The organism is Nonomuraea sp. B1E8, assembly GCF_039871515.1.
Taxonomy (GTDB): Bacteria; Actinomycetota; Actinomycetes; order Streptosporangiales; family Streptosporangiaceae; genus Nonomuraea.
This window is the reverse complement of record NZ_JBDPLS010000001.1, coordinates 752,092-774,047: the sequence shown is the minus strand read 5'-3', so window position 1 is coordinate 774,047 and position 21,956 is coordinate 752,092. Positions and strand designations below refer to the sequence as shown.

18 protein-coding genes are annotated in these 21,956 nt (G+C 71.7%); 8 read left to right on the top strand and 10 right to left on the bottom strand.

Features of this window, described 5'->3' with window-relative positions; genetic code table 11:
- Positions 1-161 precede the first annotated feature (161 nt).
- The 3 genes from ABGA98_RS03475 to ABGA98_RS03465 are packed head-to-tail and all read left to right on the top strand — an operon-like array spanning position 162 to position 4,545.
- On the top strand, positions 162-1,025 hold the full coding sequence (locus tag ABGA98_RS03475; RefSeq protein WP_347616696.1) for a hypothetical protein: 864 nt from the start codon (positions 162-164) through the stop codon (positions 1,023-1,025).
- Positions 1,022-2,638 carry a hypothetical protein gene (locus tag ABGA98_RS03470; protein WP_347616695.1) on the top strand — a complete coding sequence of 539 codons (1,617 nt, stop codon included), beginning with the start codon at positions 1,022-1,024 and terminating at the stop codon, positions 2,636-2,638. Before ABGA98_RS03475 ends, ABGA98_RS03470 begins: the two co-directional genes overlap by 4 nt.
- Positions 2,639-2,658: 20 nt before the next feature.
- Entirely contained in the window at positions 2,659-4,545 is a 1,887-nt protein-coding gene (locus ABGA98_RS03465) for a glycosyltransferase family 2 protein (protein ID WP_347616694.1), read from the top strand.
- Here the strand turns inward: ABGA98_RS03465 and ABGA98_RS03460 are convergent, their stop codons facing one another.
- Positions 4,546-5,670, bottom strand: a complete 1,125-nt coding sequence (locus ABGA98_RS03460) for an aminotransferase class V-fold PLP-dependent enzyme (RefSeq protein ID WP_347616693.1) — start codon at positions 5,668-5,670, stop codon at positions 4,546-4,548.
- Positions 5,670-6,647 (bottom strand): UDP-N-acetylglucosamine 4,6-dehydratase (inverting), encoded by a 978-nt coding sequence (pseB, locus tag ABGA98_RS03455; protein ID WP_347616692.1) that lies wholly within the window; start codon positions 6,645-6,647, stop codon positions 5,670-5,672. The genes ABGA98_RS03460 and pseB overlap by 1 nt, the downstream gene beginning before the upstream one ends.
- Positions 6,648-6,710: 63 nt before the next feature.
- Here pseB and ABGA98_RS03450 point away from each other — a divergent pair, with 63 nt between their 5' ends.
- Together ABGA98_RS03450 and ABGA98_RS03445 are read left to right on the top strand one after the other, a co-directional pair.
- Positions 6,711-7,478: a glycosyltransferase family protein gene (locus tag ABGA98_RS03450; protein ID WP_347616691.1), complete on the top strand. Its 768-nt coding sequence runs from the start codon at positions 6,711-6,713 to the stop codon at positions 7,476-7,478.
- Positions 7,475-8,446, top strand: coding sequence for a hypothetical protein (locus tag ABGA98_RS03445; protein WP_347616690.1), 972 nt, complete (start codon positions 7,475-7,477; stop codon positions 8,444-8,446). The genes ABGA98_RS03450 and ABGA98_RS03445 overlap by 4 nt, the downstream gene beginning before the upstream one ends.
- Here ABGA98_RS03445 and pseI read toward each other — a convergent pair.
- Both pseI and ABGA98_RS03435 read right to left on the bottom strand, forming a co-directional pair.
- Entirely contained in the window at positions 8,443-9,486 is a 1,044-nt protein-coding gene (pseI, locus tag ABGA98_RS03440) for a pseudaminic acid synthase (protein ID WP_347616689.1), read from the bottom strand. The two genes, ABGA98_RS03445 and pseI, sit on opposite strands and share 4 nt — an antisense overlap.
- Positions 9,483-9,974: a GNAT family N-acetyltransferase gene (locus tag ABGA98_RS03435; RefSeq protein ID WP_347616688.1), complete on the bottom strand. Its 492-nt coding sequence runs from the start codon at positions 9,972-9,974 to the stop codon at positions 9,483-9,485. Before ABGA98_RS03435 ends, pseI begins: the two co-directional genes overlap by 4 nt.
- Before the next feature lie 159 nt (positions 9,975-10,133).
- Here ABGA98_RS03435 and ABGA98_RS03430 point away from each other — a divergent pair, with 159 nt between their 5' ends.
- The 3 genes from ABGA98_RS03430 (at position 10,134) to ABGA98_RS03420 (ending at position 13,532) form a co-directional block, all read left to right on the top strand.
- Entirely contained in the window at positions 10,134-11,576 is a 1,443-nt protein-coding gene (locus ABGA98_RS03430; RefSeq protein WP_347616687.1) for a glycosyltransferase family 2 protein, read from the top strand.
- Positions 11,577-11,624: 48 nt separating this feature from the next.
- Complete coding sequence (locus ABGA98_RS03425; RefSeq protein WP_347616686.1) at positions 11,625-12,470, top strand: CDP-alcohol phosphatidyltransferase family protein; 846 nt, start codon at positions 11,625-11,627, stop codon at positions 12,468-12,470.
- 84 nt (positions 12,471-12,554) lie between these two features.
- Positions 12,555-13,532 carry a sulfotransferase gene (locus tag ABGA98_RS03420; protein ID WP_347616685.1) on the top strand — a complete coding sequence of 326 codons (978 nt, stop codon included), beginning with the start codon at positions 12,555-12,557 and terminating at the stop codon, positions 13,530-13,532.
- A gap of 4 nt (positions 13,533-13,536) precedes the next feature.
- Here ABGA98_RS03420 and ABGA98_RS03415 read toward each other — a convergent pair whose 3' ends face one another.
- The 6 genes from ABGA98_RS03415 to ABGA98_RS03390 form a co-directional block, all read right to left on the bottom strand.
- A complete protein-coding gene (locus ABGA98_RS03415; protein ID WP_347616684.1) occupies positions 13,537-14,601 on the bottom strand; it encodes a glycosyltransferase in 1,065 nt (354 codons plus the stop codon).
- Complete coding sequence (locus ABGA98_RS03410) at positions 14,598-17,228, bottom strand: CDP-glycerol glycerophosphotransferase family protein (protein WP_347616683.1); 2,631 nt, start codon at positions 17,226-17,228, stop codon at positions 14,598-14,600. The genes ABGA98_RS03415 and ABGA98_RS03410 overlap by 4 nt, the downstream gene beginning before the upstream one ends.
- A gap of 88 nt (positions 17,229-17,316) precedes the next feature.
- Complete coding sequence (locus tag ABGA98_RS03405; protein WP_347616682.1) at positions 17,317-18,012, bottom strand: SRPBCC family protein; 696 nt, start codon at positions 18,010-18,012, stop codon at positions 17,317-17,319.
- Positions 18,013-18,193: 181 nt separating this feature from the next.
- Positions 18,194-19,048: a xanthine dehydrogenase family protein subunit M gene (locus ABGA98_RS03400; protein ID WP_347616681.1), complete on the bottom strand. Its 855-nt coding sequence runs from the start codon at positions 19,046-19,048 to the stop codon at positions 18,194-18,196.
- Entirely contained in the window at positions 19,045-21,459 is a 2,415-nt protein-coding gene (locus tag ABGA98_RS03395) for a xanthine dehydrogenase family protein molybdopterin-binding subunit (protein ID WP_347616680.1), read from the bottom strand. Before ABGA98_RS03395 ends, ABGA98_RS03400 begins: the two co-directional genes overlap by 4 nt.
- Positions 21,456-21,938, bottom strand: coding sequence for a (2Fe-2S)-binding protein (locus tag ABGA98_RS03390; RefSeq protein ID WP_347616679.1), 483 nt, complete (start codon positions 21,936-21,938; stop codon positions 21,456-21,458). The genes ABGA98_RS03395 and ABGA98_RS03390 overlap by 4 nt, the downstream gene beginning before the upstream one ends.
- Between the last annotated feature and the right edge of the window lie 18 nt (positions 21,939-21,956).

Genomic DNA, 21,956 nt, shown 5'->3' with positions numbered 1-21,956 from the left:
CACTCACTCTCTGTCCTCAAGGCGCGACCCAGTGTATCCGCGATCGACAGGTGAGGAGAAACCAAGGCCCCGTGGTGGGTAATGGAAGCGTATAACGACGCGTGGGCCGTGCGGAGGGCTGGGAATGTCGGCTGGGACACGCCAACCGTACGGGGGAAATGATGGACGAATCCAATCACTGGTACGGGCACTCCCGCATTCTCGGCCAATATTGCGGCCTGCCGGACGAGGCGCCGAAGCGCATCCAGGGGTTTCTCCAGCACGGATGGAACTATCTCCACGGATTTCCCCCGAACGACCACTGGTGCAGCCCCGGCTATCCCCGTTTCGTCTGGTCGGACGTGCTGCGCCGCCGTGGCTGGTCCATGGGCCGCAGGGGGCACTACCTGATCGGCGCGCCGTGGATCTACCTCCTTCACCTCGAGCCGGACTTGGGCGTGGTTCCCGATCGTGAAGGTACGATCTGGTATCCCTTTCATGGATGGGAGAAGCATTCCGTCAGTGGTGACCACGGTCGACTTGCCGACGAAATACGAGATGTCGAGACCGACCCGGTCACGGTCTGCCTTTACTGGTTGGAGTTCGCAAATCCGGACATTCGGCGAGCGTACGAGTCGAGAGGTTTCCGGGTCATCTGCCATGGCGAGCGCGGATCCCGCTGGGATACGAAGGGGCGTGATTTCCTGCGCAAGCAGCTGCGCCAGTTGCGGCGCCACCGCAGGGTGGCCTCCAACAGGCTCGGCAGCGCGCTGTTCTACGGCGCGTCGGTGGGCTGCGAAGTGGCCGTGTACGGCGATCCGATGCAGTTCGAGGACGAACGGCCGGAATACGGCGGCGCGGCGCGCCGCATGAGGCTCTGGCCCGAGCTGCACGGCACGACCGTCGACCCCGGGCTGGCGGCGGAGACGGCGAGGCAGGAGCTGGGTTTCGACTATCAGGCGACACCGGAGGAGCTACGGCGAATGTTCGGATGGAAGCGGGTGCACTGCGGATCCTCGGCGACCGGGCACGGAGCGAGGTCATGAACACGCGCATGAGCGAGGCGCCCGAGAACGTCCGGCTGATCGGCGGGGAGATGCTGCTGTGGTCCGACCTGTCCGACACGGGCGGCATCACGGACTGGCGCGGCGCGGCACTTGAGCTGGTCAGGCGGATGACCCCGGCGAGCGGCAGGGTGCTGCTGGTCGGGCCGCATCCGCAGGCGCTGGTGGACGAGGTCGTCGCGCTGGCTTCCGAGGCGGCGGTGCTGGTGCGCTCCTTCCCCGACGCGTGCGCGCTCGGCTCGCGGCACCCGGGGCTGGAGGTGTTCTGCGGCCGGCTGGAGATGCTGGACGCCGACGAGCCGTACGACCTGGTTCTCGCGATCGACGGGCTGGCGCGCACGCACTCCGCCGAGGCGCCGGCCGCCGGGTGGAAGGAGTCGGTGGCCGCGCTGGCGGCGCTGGTCGCGCCCGGCGGGCGGCTGGTGCTCGGCGTACGCAACGACCTGGGCATCGACCGGTTCATCGAGGCCAGGCCCGCTGACCGGGAGGGCGGCGACGACCAGTGGGCGCCGCACGGTTTCGACCCGGGCTACCCCAGCGGGCCGCTGGCCGTCGACCGCGGCCTGGAGTCCGCGGGTCTGCTCGTGCAGCGCCGCTACGCGGCCTACCCCGGACGCCAGGCGCCGCGCGCGCTGCTGGCCAGTGAGGCGCTGGCCGGCGACCTGCCCGACGCGCTCACGTTCCCGCTCAGCGCGCGTGGCGGTGACCGGATGCTGGTGGCCGACCCGTTGCGGCTGACCCGCGTGGTGTTCCGCCACCGCCTGGGCGAGGAGCTGGCGCCGCTCTGGGTCGCCGTCGCCACCCGCCCGCCGGTCGCCCCCGGCGTCGAGGGCGACCTGCCGCTGGGCCTGATCGAGGAGGGTTCGGCCCTGTACGAGTTCACCGGCACGGCCACCCGGCGGCTGCCCGACGGCGACGAGCGCCGGATCCCCACCGGCCGGGTCGTCGAGGAGATCCTCGTCGAGGCCTGCGCCCGCGAGGACGTCAAAACCGTACGCGACCTGCTCGCCCGCCTCGCCAAGTGGCTGGAGGGCGGCGGCGCCGTCGTGGCCGCGACCGACAGCCTCGTCCACGACGGCACGCGCTTCGCCGCGATCAGTCCCGCGGCGGCGCCGTCCGTGCCTCCCGAGCCGCGCGTCGTGCTCTGCCGGATCCTGTGGCGGTTCGCGGTCAGGCTGCTGGCGGCCGGGCACCACCATCCGTGGCCGTGGCCGCTGGAGGCCGACCAGCTCGCGCTGACCCTGTGCGGCATGGCCGGGCGGCCCTGCGACCGGAACGACCTCGACCGGGCCAGGAAGTTCGACGCCGAGCTCGGTCAGCCCGCCGAGCCGGCCGACCAGGCCCCCACCTACCGTGACCTGCTCGGCGCCCGCGACCGTCTGGCCGACCAGCTCACCGCCGCCCTGGCCAGGATCGCCCGCCTGGAGACCAAGCTGACCTACCGCGAACGCGAGCTGGTCAGGTCGAAGTCCCGCCTGCGCAGGACGCAGCGCAGGGCCACCGCCTACAGAAGAACCCTCGGATACCGCCTCTCCCGCCGCCTGGCCCGCCCTCGCAAGGTCGCCCGCCGAGTCATCCGCCTGTTGTCCGGTTGACGTAACGATGAGGAGTGCATGTGCCGGTTCTGTCGGTGATCGTGCCGTTCTATAACGTCGAGAAGTACATCGGACCCTGCCTGGACTCCATCGCCGCGCAGACCCTTGCCGACCTCGAGGTGATCTGCGTCGACGACGGCAGCGACGACGGCGGCCCGGCCGTGGTGGCGTCCAGGCAGGCCGGCGACCGGCGGATCCGCCTCATCAGACAGGACAACCACGGAGTCGGCCGGGCCCGCAACGTCGGCGTACGGCAGGCGAGCGGCCGCTACCTGGCCTTCGTCGACGGCGACGACACCGTGCCGCCCGACGCGTTCGGCCGGATGGTGGCCTCGCTCGAAAGCACCGGCTCCGACCTGGCCTGCGGCAACGTCATGCGGCTGCACCGCAACCTGCTCGTGCCCTCGTGGGCGCACCGGCAGGCGTTCGCCAGGGCGCGCAAGGGCACCCACATCACCCGTCACCCGCTACTGATCCGCGACCGCATGTTGTGGAACAAGGTCTACCGCCGCTCCTTCTGGGACGACCTGGGCCTGAGCTTCCCCGAGCGCATGTACGAGGACCAGCCCGTCGCCATGGCCGCCCACGTCGGCGCCCGTTCGGTGGACGTGCTGTCCAGGGTCGTCTACCACTGGCGGCAGCGCGACGAGCCCGGCGCCTCGATCACCCAGCGCAGCCTGGAGCCCGGCAACCTGCGCGACCGCCTGCTGTCGGTGGTGCAGACCGCCGATCTGCTCGGCCGTGCCGCGCCGGGGCTGAAGCCCGGCTTCGACAGCGACACGATGGACATCGACATGGCGGTCGCCGTCGAGGCGATCGCCGCCATGGGCCCGTCGGCCGACGCCGGCCTGCTCGACCTGGCCTGCCACTACCTCGACGGCGTCTCGCGCGAAGCCTGGCAGAGCATCCCGTTCGAGCGCCGCCTCCAGGTGCACCTGCTGCACCGGCGCCGCCTGGAGGAGCTGGCCGACGTGTTCGCCCAGGCTCGCGACGGGCGGTTGTTGCCGAAGGTCGGACCGGTGGGGCTGCTGCGCCGGCGCTGGCGCGGCCGCCACCCGTCGATGCCTGGCCACCTGTCGGACGTCTCGGGCGAGCTGCGCCTGGTGGGCCGGCTGGTGAGCCTGGAGTGGCGCGACGGGGTGCTGCACGGCGTGGGCCGGGTGTCGCTGGGCAGGTTCGACGCCACCCGGCTGAGACGGGTGCGATTGCGCGTGTGGTTGCAGGAGCGCGGGACGGGCGAGACCGTGCTCCTGTCGGAAGCGGGCAGCGCGCCCGTCTGGGAGGACTTCGAGCGGGACGACGGCCCCTCGGTGGCCGAGCACACCTTCCCGTTCAGGTTCGCCTTCGACCCGGAGACGCTGACGCCCGCGCAGCTGGCCAGGCACGGTCATTGGGACCTGCGCGCGCGGCTGACGGGCCACGGGCTGCGGCTCGACGGCCGGGTGGGCGGGCCGCGCTGGTCACGGCCGCTCGTCCCGGAGCCGCTGCGGCTGCCGGGGGTGTGGGTGGTGCCGGTGCGCATGCCCAAGGGTGCCTGGGGCCTGCGCCTGCGTACGCCCAGGGCGGTCATCGGCTCGTGCCAGGTGGACGGCGGCGAGCTGGTGTGCGCGGGGAGGATCTCCGACGCCGGCGACGGCGAACCCGTGCTGCGGCTGAGACGCAGGAGCGACGGCGAGGAGATGTACTTCCCCGTCGCGCTGGAGGGCCGGGAGTTCCGCGCGCGGGTGCCGCTGGCCGACATCGACGAGCGCGTCGGTGACGAGGCGTGGTGGGAGGTGCTCATCGACCAGGGCAGGCCCATCCGCCCGCTGGTGCGGACGGGGGATCGGCCGGTCGCGACCGTCGCAGACCGGCGCTTCCTCATCGACAGGGACGACGACGGCGGCCTGCTGCTCGCCGAACGCTGATCAGGACAGAATGCCGGCCAGCGTCTCCGCGACCCGCTCCTGCTGGACGTCCGACAGGCAGGGGAACAACGGCAGCGACAGTTCCTCGGCGTAGTAGGCCTCGGCCACGGGGCAGAGCCCGCGCCGGTAGCCGAGGTCCTCGAACACCGGATGCCGGTAGGCCGGCAGGTAGTTGACCTGCACGCCGATGCCCGCGGCGCGCATGCGGTCGTAGACCTCCCGCCGGCGGCCGTCGAGGACCCTGACGGGATAGAGGTGCCAGGCCGGCTCGACGTAGGCGCGCTGGGCGGGCAGGACGAGGCCGGGCACGTCGCTCAGCATCAGGTGGTAGCGGGCGACCAGCTCCGCGCGTCGCGCGCGGAAACGGCGCAGCCGCCGCAGCTGGCTCAGGCCGAGCGCGCAGAGCACGTCGGGCAGCCGGTAGTTCAGCCCGAACGCGTGCACCTCCTGGTGCCAGCCGCCCTCGCCGGGGTGGCGCTGCTCGGCTGGGTCTCTGACCAGGCCGTGGTTCATGAACCGGGCGGCCCCCCTCAAGTGCTGGGGGTCGGCCGCCGCCACCGCGCCGCCCTCCGCCGTGGTGACGGTCTTGGTCGGGAAGAACGAGAACGTCGTCAGATCCGCCAGCGCCCCCACCGGCCGCCCTTTGTACGCAGACCCGATCGAGTGGGCCGCGTCGGCCATCAGCAGCGCCCCGGCGTCGTCGGCGACCGCGCGCAACTCGTCGTAGTCGGCGGGATGGCCCGCGTAGTCGACCGCCGTCACCACCCGCGTGCGGGGCGTGACCAGCGCCGCGGCGCTGCCGGGGTCGAGGTTGCCCGTGTCGGGCTGCACGTCGGCGAAGACCACCCGCGCGCCCAGCAGCGCGGCCGTGGCGGCGGTGGCCACGAACGTCAGCGGCGAGGTGACGACCTCGTCGCCCGGCCGCACCCCGGCCGCGACGTAGGCGAGGTGCAGCGCCGCGGTGCCGGACGTGACCGCCACGCACGGCACGCCGCCGGTCCAGCGGGCTAGCTCGGCCTCGAACGCGCCGACCGCGGGGCCCGTGGTCAGCCAGTCGCCGCGCAGCACCTCGGCGACGGCCTCGACGTCGGACTCGGTGATCGACTGGCGTCCGTAGGGCAACATCAGCCGGTCACCATGCCGCGCAGGTCGTCGACCGAGAGCCACTGGTCGTTGGTGTCGGATCGGTAGGCGAAACCCTCGGGGAGCAGCTCGCCGGCGTGCGGCGGCCGGTAGCCCCAGGTCGCGATCGTCGGCTGGAGCACGTAGCGGTCGGCCAGCCGCAGCGTCCTGCGCCCGTCGTCGGGCCCGATCATCTCCTCGTGCAGCTTCTCGCCGGGGCGCACGCCGATCTCGTAGACCGGGCTGTGCGGGGCCAGCGCCTCGGCCAGGTCGGTGATGCGCATGCTGGGGATGCGCGGCACGTACAGCTCGCCGCCCTGCATCAGGTCGAACGAGTCGACCACGAACCTGACGGCCTGGTCGAGCGTGATCCAGAACCTCGTCATGCGCTTGTCGGTGATCGGCAGGGAGCCGCCCTGCTCGGCCAGCCTCAGGAAGAGGGGCACGACCGAGCCGCGGCTGCCGACGACATTGCCGTAGCGCACGACGGAGAAGCGGGTCTCGTGGGCGGCGGCGTAGTGGTTGGCCGAGACGAACAGCTTGTCGGCGACGAGCTTCGTGGCGCCGTAGAGGTTGATCGGGCTGGACGCCTTGTCAGTGGAGAGCGCGACGACCTTGCGCACGCCGCAGTCGATGGCGGCCTCGACGACGTTCTGGGAGCCGGAGACGTTGGTGCGGACGTATTCGAACGGGTTGTACTCGGCGGTGTCGACCTGCTTGAGCGCCGCCGCGTGGATGACGTGGTCGACGCCGTGCATGGCGCGGGTCAGCCGGTCGCGGTCGCGGACGTCGCCGATGAACCAGCGCAGCCGCTCGTCGTCGTCGAAGAGTTGCCTGAGTTCGTACTGCTTCAGCTCGTCGCGGGAGAAGACCACCAGGCGCCGCACTCCGAGCGAGTCGAGCGCGTGCCTGATGAACGCCTTGCCGAAGGACCCGGTGCCTCCGGTGATCAAGATCGACGATCCGCTGAGAATGCTCACGTGGCCCCCTGAATCGTGCTTGCGCACTGTCGTCGTATGAGCAGGCGGTAGCATAGCGCGATCGTGCTGGGACTCAGCGTCACACGGGGGAATGGGGCTTCGGTGCGCATTGTCGGAATTGTTCAGGCTCGGATGGGCTCCACACGCCTGCCCGGAAAGGTGCTGCGCGACCTGGGCGGCCGCTCGGTGTTGTCCTGGGTCGTACGCGCCGCGCGCGAGGCGGGCGCCCTCGACGATCTCGTTGTCGCCACCACGACCGAGCCGGCCGACGACGCCGTGGCCGCCGAGTGCCGCGCGCTCGGCGTGGCCTGTCACCGGGGGCCGGTCGACGACGTGCTGACGCGCTTCGTGCACGCGATGGCCGGCCGGCGCGCCGACGCGGTGATGCGGTTCACGGCCGACTGCCCGCTGCTCGACCCGGCCGTGATCAGGGAGGCGGCGCTGGTCTTCCGGGCCGTGCCCGGCCTCGACTACCTGAGCACGAGCCTGGTGCGCACGCTGCCGCGCGGGCTCGACGTGGAGATCGTCGGCAGGACCGCCTTGGAGCGGGCCGACCGGGAGGCCGCCGCCTTCCACCGCACCCACGTCACCTCCTACGTCTACGAGCATCCCGGCGACGCGCGGCTGCTCGGGCTGACCTACCGGCCCGCCGCCGACGACCTGCGGGTCACGCTCGACACCGAGGACGACTGGGAGCTGATCTCCCGCGTGGTGGGCGAGTTCGGCGACCGCTACGTGCCGGTCAAGGCGCTGGTGGGCTGGTTGCGAGCCCGGCCCGAGGTGTGCGGGCTCAACGCCCACGTGCGGCAGAAGGCGCTGCAGGACGCGTGAGCGGCCGCCACAGGGTGGGTTTCCGCTGCGACGCCGGGGAGAGCATCGGAGTCGGCCATCTGGTGCGCTGCGTGGCGCTGGCCGAGGAGTTGTGCGCCCGGGGCGCCGAGGTGGTCTTCCTCGGGCACGTGCGCGGCTCGGAGTGGGCGCTGGCGCAGCTGGAGCAGCGCGGGCTGCCGCTGGTCGACGCGCCGCCCGCTCCCGGCCGCCTGGCGGCGCTGGCCCGCGAGTCGCGGCTGGCCGCCGTCGTGCTGGACTCGTACGAGCTGCACGCCGAGACGGGGGCGGCGCTCAGGCAGGCCGGCCTGGCGGTGCTGGCCATCGCCGACGGCGACCCCCTGGGCCAGCAGGCCGACCTCTATCTCGACCAGAACCTCGGCGCCGAGCGCCGCCACGGGTCCGGCACGGGCGGGCGGTGGCTGGCCGGAGCACGGTACGCGCTGCTGCGCGACCGCGTACGCCGGTGCGCGCGCACGCCCCGGCGTGACCGGGTGCCGCACGTGCTCTGCTTCTTCGGCGGCACCGACAGCGCCGGCGTCGCCCCCGCGTGGGCACGGGCCCTCCTGGCGACGGGCGAGCCGTTCCGCGGCACGGTGATCAGTCCGGCGCCCTTCGACGCGGGTGACCCGATCACCGTGATCCCGCCGACGGACCGCCTGCCCGAGCTGATGGCCGGCGCCGACCTCGTGGTCACCGCCGCCGGCTCGGCCATCTGGGAGCTGCTCTACCTCGGCGTGCCCACGGCGCTGACCTGGGTGGCGGACAACCAGCTCATCGGCTATGGCGAGCTGGTCGGCCGGGGCGTCGCCGCCGGGCTGGGCGGCGAGCCGGACGCGCGGGCCGTGGCCGCGCTCGCCCGGCTGCTCGCCGACCCCGCCACCCGCGAGGAACACGGCAGGCGGGGGAGCGGCCTCGTCGACGGCAAGGGCAGGGAGCGCGCAGCCGACGCCCTGCTCGCCCTGCTCTAGACGAGGTCCCAGGTCAGCGGCGTGCCGAACGCCACGTCCCGGGTGAAGCACCGGCCCATCACCTGCGCGGCGGCCTCGGGAGGCAGCCCGCCCGCCGGCCGGATCGAGCGTACGTTGTCCGGGGTCACCGGCTCGCCCGCGCGCACGTCGCGCACGACGTAGAGGGATCGGCGGAAGCGCAGCCCTTCGCGCTCGGACGGGCGCGGCCCGATCACCGGGCTGCCCAGCGACTGCCAGGCCCGCTCGCTCTCCACCACCAGCGCCAGCAGCTCGCCCGGCTCCAGCGAGAAGGCCGCGTCGACCCCTCCCTCGGCCCTGGACGTCGTGACGTGCTTCTCGATCAGGCAGGCGCCCAGCGCCACCGCGGCCAGCGCGGCGCCCAGCCCCGGCGTGTGGTCGGAGACGCCGACGACCGCTCCGGTGAGCGCGGCCAGCAGCGGCAGCGCGCGCAGGTTGCTCTCGGCGGGCGAGGCCGGATAGGACGCCGTGCACGACAGGACCGCCGGCTGCGCGCAGCCCGCCTCGCGGGCGGCCGTCACGGCGGCCTCGATCTCCCCGGCGGACGCCATGCCCGTCGAGATGATCAGCGGCTTGCCCGTGCTCGCCGCGAGCCTGATCAGCGGCAGGTCCACGATCTCCGACGAGGCGATCTTGTACGCCGGTGTGCCCAGTTTCTCCAGCAGCTCGACGGCCGTGGGGTCGAAGGGGGAGGAGAAGGCGGTGAGCCCGTGCTCGCGGGCCCGCTCGAAGATCGGCTCGTGCCACTCCCACGGCGTGTGGGCACGCTCGTAGAGCCGGTAGAGGTGCTCGCCGCCCCACAGTTCGTGCCCGTCGCCGATCCGGAACGCGGGCCCGTCGCAGTCGACGGTCAGCGTGTCGGCCCGGTAGGTCTGCAACTTCAGCGCGTGCGCGCCGCTGGCCGCCACCGCGTCCACGATGGCCAGCGCCTGCGCCAGGCTCCCGTTGTGGTTGCCGGACATCTCGGCGACGACGTAGGGCGGATGCCCGGCCCCGATCGGCCGCCCCGCGATGGAGATCATGCCTGCCCCTTCCTGAGCTCGATGGCCACGACGTCGCGCGGAACACCGTCGACGTCGCGCTGGTAGGAATCCACCTCGGCGAAGCCGAACCGCTGGTGCAGCAGCCTGACCGGCGCGTTGTCGGCCAGCACCTCGCCGCGGAGCGCCGCCTGCCCGAGCGGCCCGAAGGCGTGCGCGATGGCCGCCTTCTCCAGCCCGATCCACGCCCGCAGCAGGTCGCCCGACCCTTCGAGCCCCTCGAGGTCGAGGTAGAAGCCCCAGGAGGCGGCGCCGGACGCCAGGTCGGCGTAGGTCACCACCCCCGCGGAGACCCCGTGGTGGTCGTAGATCAGCACGCACCGGCCCGGGTCGGCGCAGGTCGCCTGCCACCACCGCAGGTGCTCGGCCGGCGTGATCTCGTGCGTGGCGAAGCTGGCCGCGCGCACCCGCGGGTGGTTGCGCCATCGGCGCATGACGGGCAGATCATCGTCACGGACGCTCCTCAGCATCGCTGCCCCTAACTCTCAGCGCGGACTCAACTGCACAACGTAGCCGATTCTGCGTCAGGTAAAGAGCTGATCAGGGATGCGGATCCGGCCCGGCGGCCACGGCATGCTGCCCTCGACCTGTCCTTTCGAGCCGGGTCCAGGAAGCAAGGAGCAATCGTCATGATCCCCCTGCTCAGCGTCGTCGTCCCGTTTCACGACGTGGAGGCGTACATCACCGAGTGCCTGAAGTCGCTGGCCGCCCAGACACTGGAGGACTTCGAAGTGATCCTGGTCGACGACGGCTCCGAGGACGGCAGCCGGCGCGTGGCCGAGGACTTCGCCGCCCGTGACGAGCGTTTTGTCATCGTCACCCAGCGCAACCAGGGGCCGGGCCCCGCGCGGAACGAGGGCATCCGGCACGCCCGCGGCACCTATCTGGCCTTCGCCGACAGCGACGACGTCGTGCCGCCGCACGCGTACGAGCTGCTCGTCGGCAGCCTGGCCGAGACCGGGTCCGACCTCGCGTGCGGCGCGGTGGGACGGCTCGTGGACGGCCGGCTGGAGGAGTCGACGCTGCACGAGAAGGTGTTCAGGCGGCCGCAGCTGTGCACCCACATCACCGACAAGCAGGTGCTCGTCAGGGACCGCACGGTGTGGAACAAGGTCTACCGGCGCGCCTTCTGGGAGCGCTGCGGCCTGGCGTTCCCCGCCGGCATCTACGAGGACGTGCCCGTCGCCATGCAGGCGCACGTCCTGGCCACCAGCGTGGACATGGTGGGCGACGTGGTCTACCACTGGCGCAGGCGCGAGACAGGGGCGACGTCGATCACGCAGCGCAGGACCGAGCCGGACAACCTGTACGAGCGCCTCGCGGCCATCCGCGCGGTCCGCGCCTTCCTCGAGGAGCGTGCGCCCGATCTGCTCGACGGCTTCGACGCGCTGGTGCTGGAGAAGGACATCCTGTTCCTCTTCCAGGCGCTGGAGAACTGCGACGAGTGCGGTCCTGTGGTGGAGCTGGCCCACGCGTGGCTGGCCGAGCTGAGCGTGCGGGCGCTGGCCACCGCGCCCTCGCTGCGCCGCCTGGAGCTGCACCTGGTCAAGCGCGGGCTGGTGGCGGAGCTGCGCAAGGTGCGCGCGTTCCGGCGGGCCCGCGAGGGCGCCACCCGCATCGTGCCGCGCGGCCTGCGCGTCACCAACTGGTACGGCGACTACCCCTTCTTCCGCAACCGCCGGCTCCGGATCCCCGACGAGGTCTTCGACGCCCGGGACGAGCTCAAACTGGTCGCCAGGGTCGACGCGTGCGAGTGGACCGGCACGGAGTACCGGCTGCGGGGGCACGTGTCGTTCCACCGCGTCGACAGGAAGCCGGCCAGGGTCAGCATGTGGCTCTGCGACGGACGCCGCCGCGTGCCCCTGGAGGTGCGGCGCTCGGGCCGCTACGGCGTGGTCGCCGCCATCGACCCCCGCCGGCTCGGCGGCGGCGGGAAGAGCTGGAAACTCGAGGTGCGCGCCGAACTGCGCGGCCTGGTCATGACCGGCTGGTGCAGGGACGGCGACACCGGACCCACGTGGCGGTTTTCCGTGCCGGGACGGTCAAGAACAGGCATGGAAACCATCCAGTAGTTCCAGAGAGTAATCGATCTGGCGCGTCGCGTGGCCATGCTGGAGTCCATGAGGACCTATTCGCTCGATGACGTCCACGAGACACGCAAGCGGAGAGATTCCTGGTGGACCGTGTATTTCGTGGACCCGGCCGCCTGCCGGGTCGCGCTGGCCGTGGCCAACCGTACCCAGCTGACGCCCAACGCGCTCACCGTGTTCTCCTTGGTCCTCGGCGCGGTGTCGGCCGCCTGCTTCGCGATGAACCAGCTCGCGGCGGGCGCTCTCGCGTTCTATCTGAGCTTCATGATCGACTGCGTGGACGGCAAGGTCGCCCGGCTCAAGGGCACCGGCACGCCCTTCGGGCTCTGGCTCGACTACGTGGGAGACCGCGTCCGGGTGGTCCTGTGCGCCGGGGGGCTGGCGTACGGGCAGTACGCGCTGACGGGCGAGGTGCACTTCATCGTCCTGGGCGCGGCGGTGGCCGTGCTCGACCTGTTCAGGTACGTCAACGCGCCGCAGATGAAGCGGGTGCGCGAGGCGGTCAAGGAGGGGCGGCAGGAGCCCGGCGACGAGCATGAGCCCTTCGATCAGGATCCTTTCGACCAGGAGCCGCAGGAGCCGCAGGATCGGGTGGCGCTGGGGCGGGGGCCCCGGCGGCGCAGCTTTCCGCGACGGCTCAACAGGTTCCTGGCCCGCCACCGGGTGCGCTCGCACCTGATCAGCGGCATCGAGTTCCATGCGGCGGTGTTCGTGGTCGCGCCTCTTGCGGGGGCATGGGCGCTGATCCCGCTCGCCGCGATGTCGGGGGTCCTGCTGCTGGCCAACGAGGTCTTCCTCGTCTACCGGCTGTGGCTCTTCACGCGCAGGCACGGCGCGGCCTCCTCTCAGGAGAGCCGAGAGCACGTTCTCGTCTAAGTTTTCGGGGGTTACTACGCAATGTCCGACCGGCCAGTCTTCGTCATCGGATGCCCGCGGTCTGGCACCACGATGCTCCAGCTCATGCTCCACTCGCACCCGCGCATGGCGGTGCCTCCGGAGACGCGCTTCCTCGTTCCCGCCTACCACCGCCGGCGCACCTGGGGCGACCTGCGGGTCACCCAGCGCCGTCGCGCCTTCGCCCAGTGGATCGCGACCGAACGCAGCACCAAGTTCCGCGAGCTCAAGATCGACAAGGACGAGTTCGTCCGGCAGTGCGTGGAGGGTCCAGGCTCGCTCGGCTCGGTGATCGGCACGGCCTTCCGCATGTACGCCGACCGCTTCGACAAGCCCCGCTGGGGCGACAAGCGGCCGAGCTACGTCAAGCAGGTCGACATGCTGCTGCGGCTCTTCCCCGACGCCCAGTTCATCCACCTCATCAGGGACGGCCGCGACTGCGTGTCCTCGCTCAAAGAGATGCCCTGGTACAACCTGGACTCCTTCCACGCCGTGTCCACCTGGGCCGAGGCCATCGACGCGGGCGGCCGGCTGCGCCGGACCCTGCCCGAGGACACGTACTACGAGCTGCGCTACGAGGACCTCACGGACGACCCGGCGACCGAGCTGAAGAAGCTCTGCCACTTCCTGGAGGAGGACTTCGCCCCGTCGATGGTCTCCCCGCGCGAGGCGGCCCAGGTGGCGGTGCCGCAGCACAAGGTCTGGCACAGCAACACGCACGGCGACGTCCTGCGCACCCGCGTGGGCAGCTGGGCGAACCGGCTGGAGGACTGGGAGATCTCGCTGTGCGAGCACATGCTCGGCGACCGCCTGGAGTCCATGGGGTACGAGCTCACCGGCGCGCCCAAGCCCACGAAGGAACACGTGATCGCCTGCCAGAAGACGATGCAGAAGCGTAAGGCCAGCCGCATGCGCAAGGCCATGCGCGACCGGCTGAACCGGCTGCGCGAGCCGAGCCCGGTGGCCGCGATGCTGACCTCGGGCCAGTGCGCGCTCGCGGGCGTGCCGCAGCAGCGCCCGGAACTGGCCGAACCGGCGGTGTAGCCGCTCATCGGTCGATGTGGGCGAACATCGACTCCCAGCGGTCCAGCACGGCGTCGAGGCGGAAGGCCTCGGCCCGTGCGCGGGCGGCGGCGCCCGAGCGGCGCCGCTCCTCAGCGGAACGGACGAGCCGGCCCAGCGCGGAGGCGAAGGCGGTGACGTCGCCGGGCGGCACCGCCACCGGCCCGGCCGAGCGCACGCCCCCCGACACGTCGAACGCCACTGCGGGCACCCCGTGCGCGGCAGACTCCAGCAGCACGACGGGCAGGCCCTCGTGCTCGCTGGTCAGGCCGAGAACCGAGGCCGCGAGATATTCGCCGGGCATGCGCGCGGCGGGCACCCGTCCCCGGAAGACCACCCGGTCACCGACGCCCTCCCCGGCCGCGTGCTCGCGCAGCCGTGCCAGCTCGCCGCCGTCGCCGATCAGGTGCAGCTCCCACGGCGGCGGCGCGCCCGACCGGGCGAACGCGGTGATCAGCCGGTCGAACCGTTTGACCCCCTCCAGCCTGCCCACGCCGAGCACCCGCGGGGAGTCGAGCGCGGACGTCTCCTCCGGCCAGATCGCCAGGGGGTTCGGCAGGCTCCACGCGTTGGGCAGCAGCGCGTGCTCCGAGAACCGCCACGCGTCGTCCTCGCTGAGGAACACCGCCTGGTCGAGCCGGGGGTAGTGCCTCCTGATCGAGGCCAGGTGCCAGCAGTCGCGGGCGTGGTCGTAGGAGCCGTGATACTGCCCGATGGGCCGGAACGCCGGCGGCAGCAGCCCTGCCATCCTGGCCACCGCCGAGGGCGAGGTCATCACCGCGTACCCCGGCCGGATCGTTTCGAGCAGTTCCTTCAGCTTCCTGTCGACCCGCCTGCGGGCCAGGCGTCCGGTCGTGTCCATGGGGCGGCGGCTGACCACGTGGTGGTGGTAGAGCGGCCGGTCCACGTACCGGAAGGGGGCGGCGGGGCGGTGAAGGCCGATCACGTGCACCTCGTGGCCCCGGCCGGCCAGCCCCTGCGCGAGGGTGTGCGTCACCTGCTGGACACCGCCGAGGGAGTCGGCGTCGAGGCAGGCGAAGACGACGCTCAATGGGCGCCCTCGAAGAAGTCGGCCACGATCCTGGCGGCGGCGTCGCCGTGCTCGTCGGCGCACCAGAGCTCGCGGAAGGCGGCGTACCGCTCGGCGCAGGCCGCGTGCCGGGCGGGCAGGTCCCTGAGCGCGGCCACCAGGTCCTCGGTGGTCGTCACGCACGGTCCCGGCGCGATGGCCGGGAGGTCGTGGTAGACGCCGCGCTCCGAGAGCCGGTAGTCGTCCCAGTCGTCGACGAAGAACACCATCGGCTTGCCCGTGAGCGCGTAGTCGCACATCACCGAGGAGTAGTCCGTCAGCAGCGCGTCCGAGGCGGGCATCAGGTCGTTGATCTCCGGGTAGGACCCGGCGGTGCGGACGAAGTGCAGCAGGTGCTCGGGCACGCGATACCGCTCGACCGGATGGATGCGCAGGACGACGACCCACTCGCCGGCCAGCTCGTCGGCCATGAGCTCCAGGTCCACGCGCACCGACCGGCCGCTGCCCTTGGCCCGGTCCCGGTACGTGGGCGCGTACAGCAGGATCTTCCTGCCGGGCGGGATCTCCAGCCGCTCCCGCACATCGCGCGCGCCCTCCCCGCGTACGAGGGCGTCGCAGCGGGGCGTCCCGCAGCGGTAGACCTTGCCCGTGTAGCCGTTGGACGGCAGGAACACCCGCGAGAACTCCGCGCTCGGCGACACCAGCGCGTCCCACCGGGCGACCGCGGCCCGCCATCGTGCCCGCGGCCGGTCGAAGTCGCCGCGCAGGTCGGGCGCGTCGAAGCCGATCGACTTGATCCCCTGGCCGTGCCAGGTCTGCAGGTAGCGGGTGCCGCGCGGCTTCGGGTAGTCGAGCGGGAACCCGTGACTGTCCACCCAGAATCCCGCGCGCGCCATCGTCCAGACGTGACGCCAGCTGCCCCTGCGCACCCGCCGCACGCCTTGGGGAAACCCGCCGCCCCCCTTCGCCGCCGACCAGACCACCTCGATCGGCAGCCCCCGCCGCCGCAGCTCCTCGTGGACGGCCCGAGGGCTGCCGCTGTAGCCCTTCCCGACGTCCGACTCGAACAGCGCGAGGTCCCCGCGCCGCGGCAACACGCGGATCAGCACCTTGTACGCCCTCAGCTTGTTCCGCGGCGTGCTGTACCGCTTGATGAGGCGCCGCTTGACCCGCTGCCACACGGGCCGCGGCCCGGCCACGGGACGCACGCACAGGTACGCGGCGTGGCCCTCCGCCTTCACCGTGCGGCCGGGCAGCTCGATGGGCTCGGTGCGCGGATCGACGATGATCCGGTCGGTCGTGGTGTGCCCGTCGGAGGTCCTGGTGAAGCCGATGCGCGGATCGCACTTGCCGGTGGGCGTGAAGACGACCTCGCTGACGTACCCGCCGTCGCCGGACGGCCGCGGCGTGATGGGGACACGCTTCCCGCCGAGCTGCAGGAACGCCGTCCACTCCAGCGGCAGCTTGCCGAACGGGTCGTAGCTGCGCACGGTCATCCGTACGCGCTCGCCGTCGGAGGACAGAGCCGTCGCCTCGTGCCGCAGCCTGGACGCCGAGTAGGGCAGGTCCGCCAGCCGCAGCCGGGTGATGTCCATGCCGGGCGAGACCGTGGTGCCCCAGTACGTCCGCCCGTCCTGCTGCACGGCGGCCCTGGGGGCGGCCCTCGGCCCGGTGAGCGAGCCCGCCGCGATCCGCAGGTCCTCGATCCGGTCGTCCAGGATGAGCCGGCAGCAGACCCGGTCGAGGGGCGCCATCTCGTCCAGCGCGTCCCCGGGGATCTCCTCCAGGTACGGCCGCACGATGGAGGCGAACTCCTTGGTCCACACCAGGTCGCGGGAGGGCAGCGGGTTGAGGTAGACGCGCAGGTCCTGGCGGAGGAAGCGGCGCTGGCGGTGCGGCACCAGGTCGCCGGCCCCGTGCCGGCGCAGGGCGTCGTCGCTCATCCGGGCGGCGGTGACCCGCTGGCGCACGTTGTCCAGGTCGTCGATGCTCAGCGAGATCGACTCGTTCGTCGGCGCCCTGTGCCAGTGGTAGACCGTCCACGGCACGACGGCGAACCTGCGTGACAGCGCGTACAGCTCGGCGGCGAAGACGTGGTCCTCGTAGTGGATGTCCTCGGGGAAACGCAGCCGGGCGGCGCGCAGCCGGCTCAGGTCGTAGAGCTTGTTGGTGGTGAAGCCGTCGAGGAACAGCTCGGGCTCCTCGCGGATGCCCTCGACCACCCGCCGCCGGGCGAACAACCACGGATAGTACGGCTGCAGGCGTCCGGTCCGCTCGTACAGGCGTGAGATCTGCCCCGACACGAAGTCGGCGCCGGTGCGCTCGATCTCGGTGAGCAGGCTCTTGCACGCGTGCCGGGGCAGTTCGTCGTCGCTGTCGAGGAACATGACGTACGGCGCGGTCGCCGCGTCGACGCCGTCGTTGCGCGGGGCCCCGCACCCGCCGCTGTTGTGCTGCCTGCGCAGGTAGCGGACCCGGGGGTCGGCGGCCACGAGGCGGGCCGCCACCTCCGGCGTGCCGTCCGTGCTGGCGTCGTCGGAGATGATCACTTCCAGGTCGCGCAGCGACTGCCCGAGCACGGAGTGTACGGCCCTGGGCAGGCGGGCCGCGTCGTTGTACGTGATGACGACGACCGTGCAGTCCGGCATGCCGAGTCCCCCCCAGTAGTCCTCTGCGGGGATGGCTGCCCCTACCGGAGGGGAAGCGTCAGAACTTGATCGAATATTTGCCCAAAAATCAGCGCATAAGCCGACGAATCACCCAGACGATGACCAGCAGCGCCGCGACCGCGCCCGCGATGGGCGCCAGCCGCTTGAGCAGCGGTTGCCCGGCGATCTCCAGCAGGTCGAGCGCCTCCTCGTCGGCCGTGCGCGACGTGCGCAACGTGCCCACGGGCCGCACCTCCTGCCGGAGCTCCTCGGGTTCGCCGGGCTCGGGCACCGCCGCGAGAGGCCGATCCTCCTCCTGTGGGGAGGCGGGCTCGACGGTCGACTCGGACAGCAGCGCGGCCAGATTCTCGGCGAACCTGTCGATCAGCTTGGCGCCGACCTCGGCCATCACGCCGCGCCCGAACTGGGCCGGCCGGCCGGTCACGTTGAACGTCGTCTCCACGGCCACCGCCGTGGCCCCCTCACGCGGCGTCATCCGCGCCTTGACCGTGGCGGAGGCCGTGCCCGACCCCCTCGCCTCCTTGCCCGACGCCTTGAGCGTCAGCGTGTGGGAGTCTTTGTCCACTTCCTCGAACGCGGCCGAGCCCTTGTACGTCACCGTGATCGGGCCGACCTTGACCTTCATCCTGCCGGTGAACTCGTCGCCCTCGAAGACGTCCAGGCTCGCCCCCGGCAGGCACGGAGCGACCCGCTCGACGTCGAGCAGCACCGCCCAGGCCTGCTCGACCGGAACAGGGACCGTGAACTCGTGTTCGAACCGCATCGCATCTCCGGATAGGATTGAGCTTGTTCTTTCGGGCATCGGTCAGGGCTTGACCGTCGTCTCCCGCGCGAGCGGGCGAGAAGCCGCTCCCTTCGCGGAGCGGAGAAGTCACCGATCCGCTCCCTCTGGTAGCGACACTACGCCGGGGCGGGGGCACCCCGGAAGGGATGCCCCCGCGAGGTCAGGGCGATCCCGTCGCCGCGCGTACCGCCCGGTGGGTCAGCACCCTGGCCAGATGCCGCCGGTAGTCTGGCTGCGCGTGCAGGTCGGCCGGCGGAGAGGTGTCCGCGGCCGCCTCCTCGCACGCCAGGCGCACCTGGTCACCGAGCTCCACGCCCCGCAGGGCCGACTCGGTGGCGCGGGCGCGCAGCGGCTTCTCTCCCATGTTCGTCAGCCCGATCCTGGCCTCGGTGATCGTGCCGTTGGAACGCTTGACCGCCGCCGCCACCCCGACGATCGCCCACGACTGCGCGGTCCTGTGGAACTTCTCGTAGTGGAAACCCCAGCCCGCGCCCAGTTTCGGGATCTTCACCCCGGTCAGGATCTCGCCCGGCTCCAGCGCCGACTCCAGGTAGTCGACGAAGAAGCCGGCGGCGGGGATCTCCCGCTCACCCTCCGCCGACCTGGCCACGAGCACGCCGTCCAGCGCCAGCACCACGGCAGGCAGGTCACCCGCCGGGTCGGCGTGCGCCAGCGAGCCGCCGAACGTGCCCCGGTGCCGGATCGCCCGGTCGGCCACCATGGCCGTGCACAGCGCCACCAGCGGGCAGCCCGCGGTGACCACGTCGGAGCGCACGACCTCGTCGTGCGTGGTCATCGCGCCGATGAAGACGTGGTCGCCGCGGTCGTGCACGCCCTTCAGATCCGGCAGCCGGCCGACGTCCACCAGCGTCGACGGGTACGCCAGCCGCATGCGCAGCAGCGGCAGCAGCGACTGGCCGCCCGCCAGCACCTTGGCTTCCTCGTCGGAGGCGAGCGCCTGGCAGGCCTCGTCCAGCGAGGCGGGCCGCGCGTAGTCGAACTGCGCGGGGATCATGGCCGTACTCCTTCCTGCGCGCCGTCGTTGAGGACCCGCCAGATGCGTTCCGGCGTGCACGGCATCCGAACGTCGTGCACGCCGCGCGGGCGCAGGGCGTCCACGACGGCGTTCACCACGGCCGGGGTCGAGGCGATCGTGCCCGCCTCGCCGACGCCCTTGACGCCCAGCGGGTTGCTGGTCGCCGGCGTCTCGGTGCGGTCGAGGGTGAAGCCCGGCAGGTCCGCCGCCGACGGAAGCAGATAGTCGGCCATCGTGGTGGTCAGCAGGTTGCCGTCGGCGTCGTAGACGGCCTCCTCGAACAGCGCCTGCGCGATGCCCTGCGCGATGCCGCCGTGCACCTGGCCCTCCACGATCAGCGGGTTGACGACCTTGCCGACGTCGTCGACCGCCACGTACGAGCGGATCTTCACCATGCCCGTCTCCGTGTCCACCTCGACCGCGCACAGGTGGGTGCCGTGCGGGAAGGAGTAGTTCTCCGGGTCGAACGTGGCCTCGGAGTCGAGCCGCGCCTCCACCCCGTCGGGCAGGTCGTGCGCCGTGAACGCGGCCAGGGCGAGCTCCTGGATCGTCCGCTGCGACTCGGTGCCCCGCACCTTGAACGCCCCGGCCTCGAACTCCAGGTCGTCCGGCGAGCATTCCAGCACGTGCGCGGCCAGCTTGCGGGCCTTGTCCTTGACCTTGTCGCAGGCCTTCAGCACCGCGACGCCGCCGATGACCAGCGAGCGGGAGCCGTAGGTGTCCATGCCCTTGTGGGCGATCGCCGTGTCGCCGTGCAACACCGTGACGTCCTCGAACGGCACGCCGAGCGCGTCGGCCGCGATCTGGCTCCACGACGTCACGTGGCCCTGCCCGTGCGGCGAGGTGCCGGTGATGACCTCGACCTTGCCCGTGGGCAGCATGCGCACCGCGCCGTGCTCCCAGCCGCCCGCGCCGTAGTTGGCCTCGCCGAGCATCCTCGACGGCGCCAGTCCGCACATCTCGGTGTACGTGCTGACGCCGATGCCGAGCTGCACCGGGTCGCCCCTGTCACGCCGGTCGGACTGCTCGGCCCGCAGCTTGTCGTAGCCGAACAACGCCAGCGCCTTGTCCGTGGCCGCCTCGTAGTTGCCCGAGTCGTACGTCAGGCCCGAGATCGTCGTGTACGGGAACTCCTCGTGCCTGATCCAGTTGCGCCTGCGCACCTCCACCGGGTCCATGCCCAGCTCGGCGGCCAGCTCGTCCATCATCCGCTCGATGGCGAACGTCGCCTCCGGGCGGCCCGCGCCCCGGTACGCGTCGGTGGGCATCTTGGTGGTGAACACGCCCGTGCAGGCGAACTCGTACGCGTCCATCTTGTAGATCGCGTTGAACATCGACGCGCCCAGCATGGGGATGCCCGGCGTCACCAGCATCAGGTAGGCGCCCATGTCGGCCAGCAGGTCGACCTGCAGCCCTCTGATGCGCCCGTCGGCGTCGGCGGCCAGCCTGATGTGCTGGATCTGGTCGCGGCCGTGGTGCACGGTCAGGTTGCCCTCGGAGCGGGACTCCGTCCATTTGACCGGCTTGCCGAGCTTGCGCGTGAGCAGCAGGCCCAGCACCTCCTCCGCGGTGACCTGCAACTTCGAGCCGAACCCGCCGCCCACGTCGGGTGCGATCACGCGGATCCGGTGCTCGGGGACGCCGGTCACCATGGCCAGCATGACCCGCAGGACGTGCGGAATCTGCGTGGACGTCCAGAGCGTAAACGACTCGCCGTCGGTGTCGGCCAGCACCGCCCGCGGCTCCATCGCGCTCGGGATGAGCCGCTGCTGCACGTACGTGCGGTCGATGACGACGGGGGCGCCCTCGAACGCGGCGTCGAGGTCGCCCGACGTGATCTTCGTGCTGAACGCCTTGTTGCCCGCCTCGTGCACCTTCGGGCTGCCGTCGGCGAGGGCTTCGTTCATGTCGAGCACGGCCGGCAGCGGCTCGTAGTCGACCTCGATGGCGTCGAGCGCGTCGGCGGCGCGGTAGCGGTCGGTCGCGACCACGCAGGCCACGGCCTCGCCGACGTAGCGCACCTCGGACACGGCCATCGGCGGGTGGTCGGGGATGACGATGTCCTCGCTCACCGGCCAGGCGCACGGGAGGCTGCCCTGCTCGGCGGCGAAATCCTCCCCGCTGTACGCCGCCACGACCCCCGGCAGGTCACGCGCCCCGGACACGTCGACCCTGGTGATCCTGGCGTGCGCCATCGGGCTGCGCAGGTACATCACGTGCAGCATGCCGGGGCGCGAGAGGTTGTCCGTCCACTGCGTCCGCCCCGTGAGCAGCCTCGTGTCCTCTTTGCGCAGCCGCGGCCTGCCCACCTCGGAGCGGCCGGTCGGCTCGTTGAGCTGGTCGCTCTGGGCGATCTGCTCCGCGACCAGGCCGGCGTCCATCTCGGTCATTGCGCGCTCACCGCCCGCCCCATCTCCTGCGCGCCCCTCCGTACGGCGCGGACGATGTTGCAGTAGCCGGTGCAGCGGCACAGGTTGCCCTCGAGTCCCTCCCTGATCGTCTCCTCGGACGGGTCGGGATCGTCTCTGAGCAGGTCGATCGAGGCCATGACCATGCCGGGCGTGCAGTATCCGCACTGCAGCGCGTGCTCTTCGTGGAAGGCCCGCTGCATCGGGTGCATCGACCCGTCGGCGCCCAGGCCCTCGATGGTGACGACGTCGCCGCCGTCGGCCTGCACGGCCAGCACCGAGCAGCTCTTCACGCTCTTGCCGTCGAGCATGACCGTGCAGGCGCCGCAGTTGCTGGTGTCGCAGCCGATCGGCGTGCCGGTCTTGCCGAGCCGGTCTCTCAGCAGGTGGACGAGCAGGAGCCGCGGCTCGACGTCCTCCTCGTAGGTGATCCCGTCGACGGTGACGGTGATTCGGGGCATACGTCCTCCCTCAGGAGC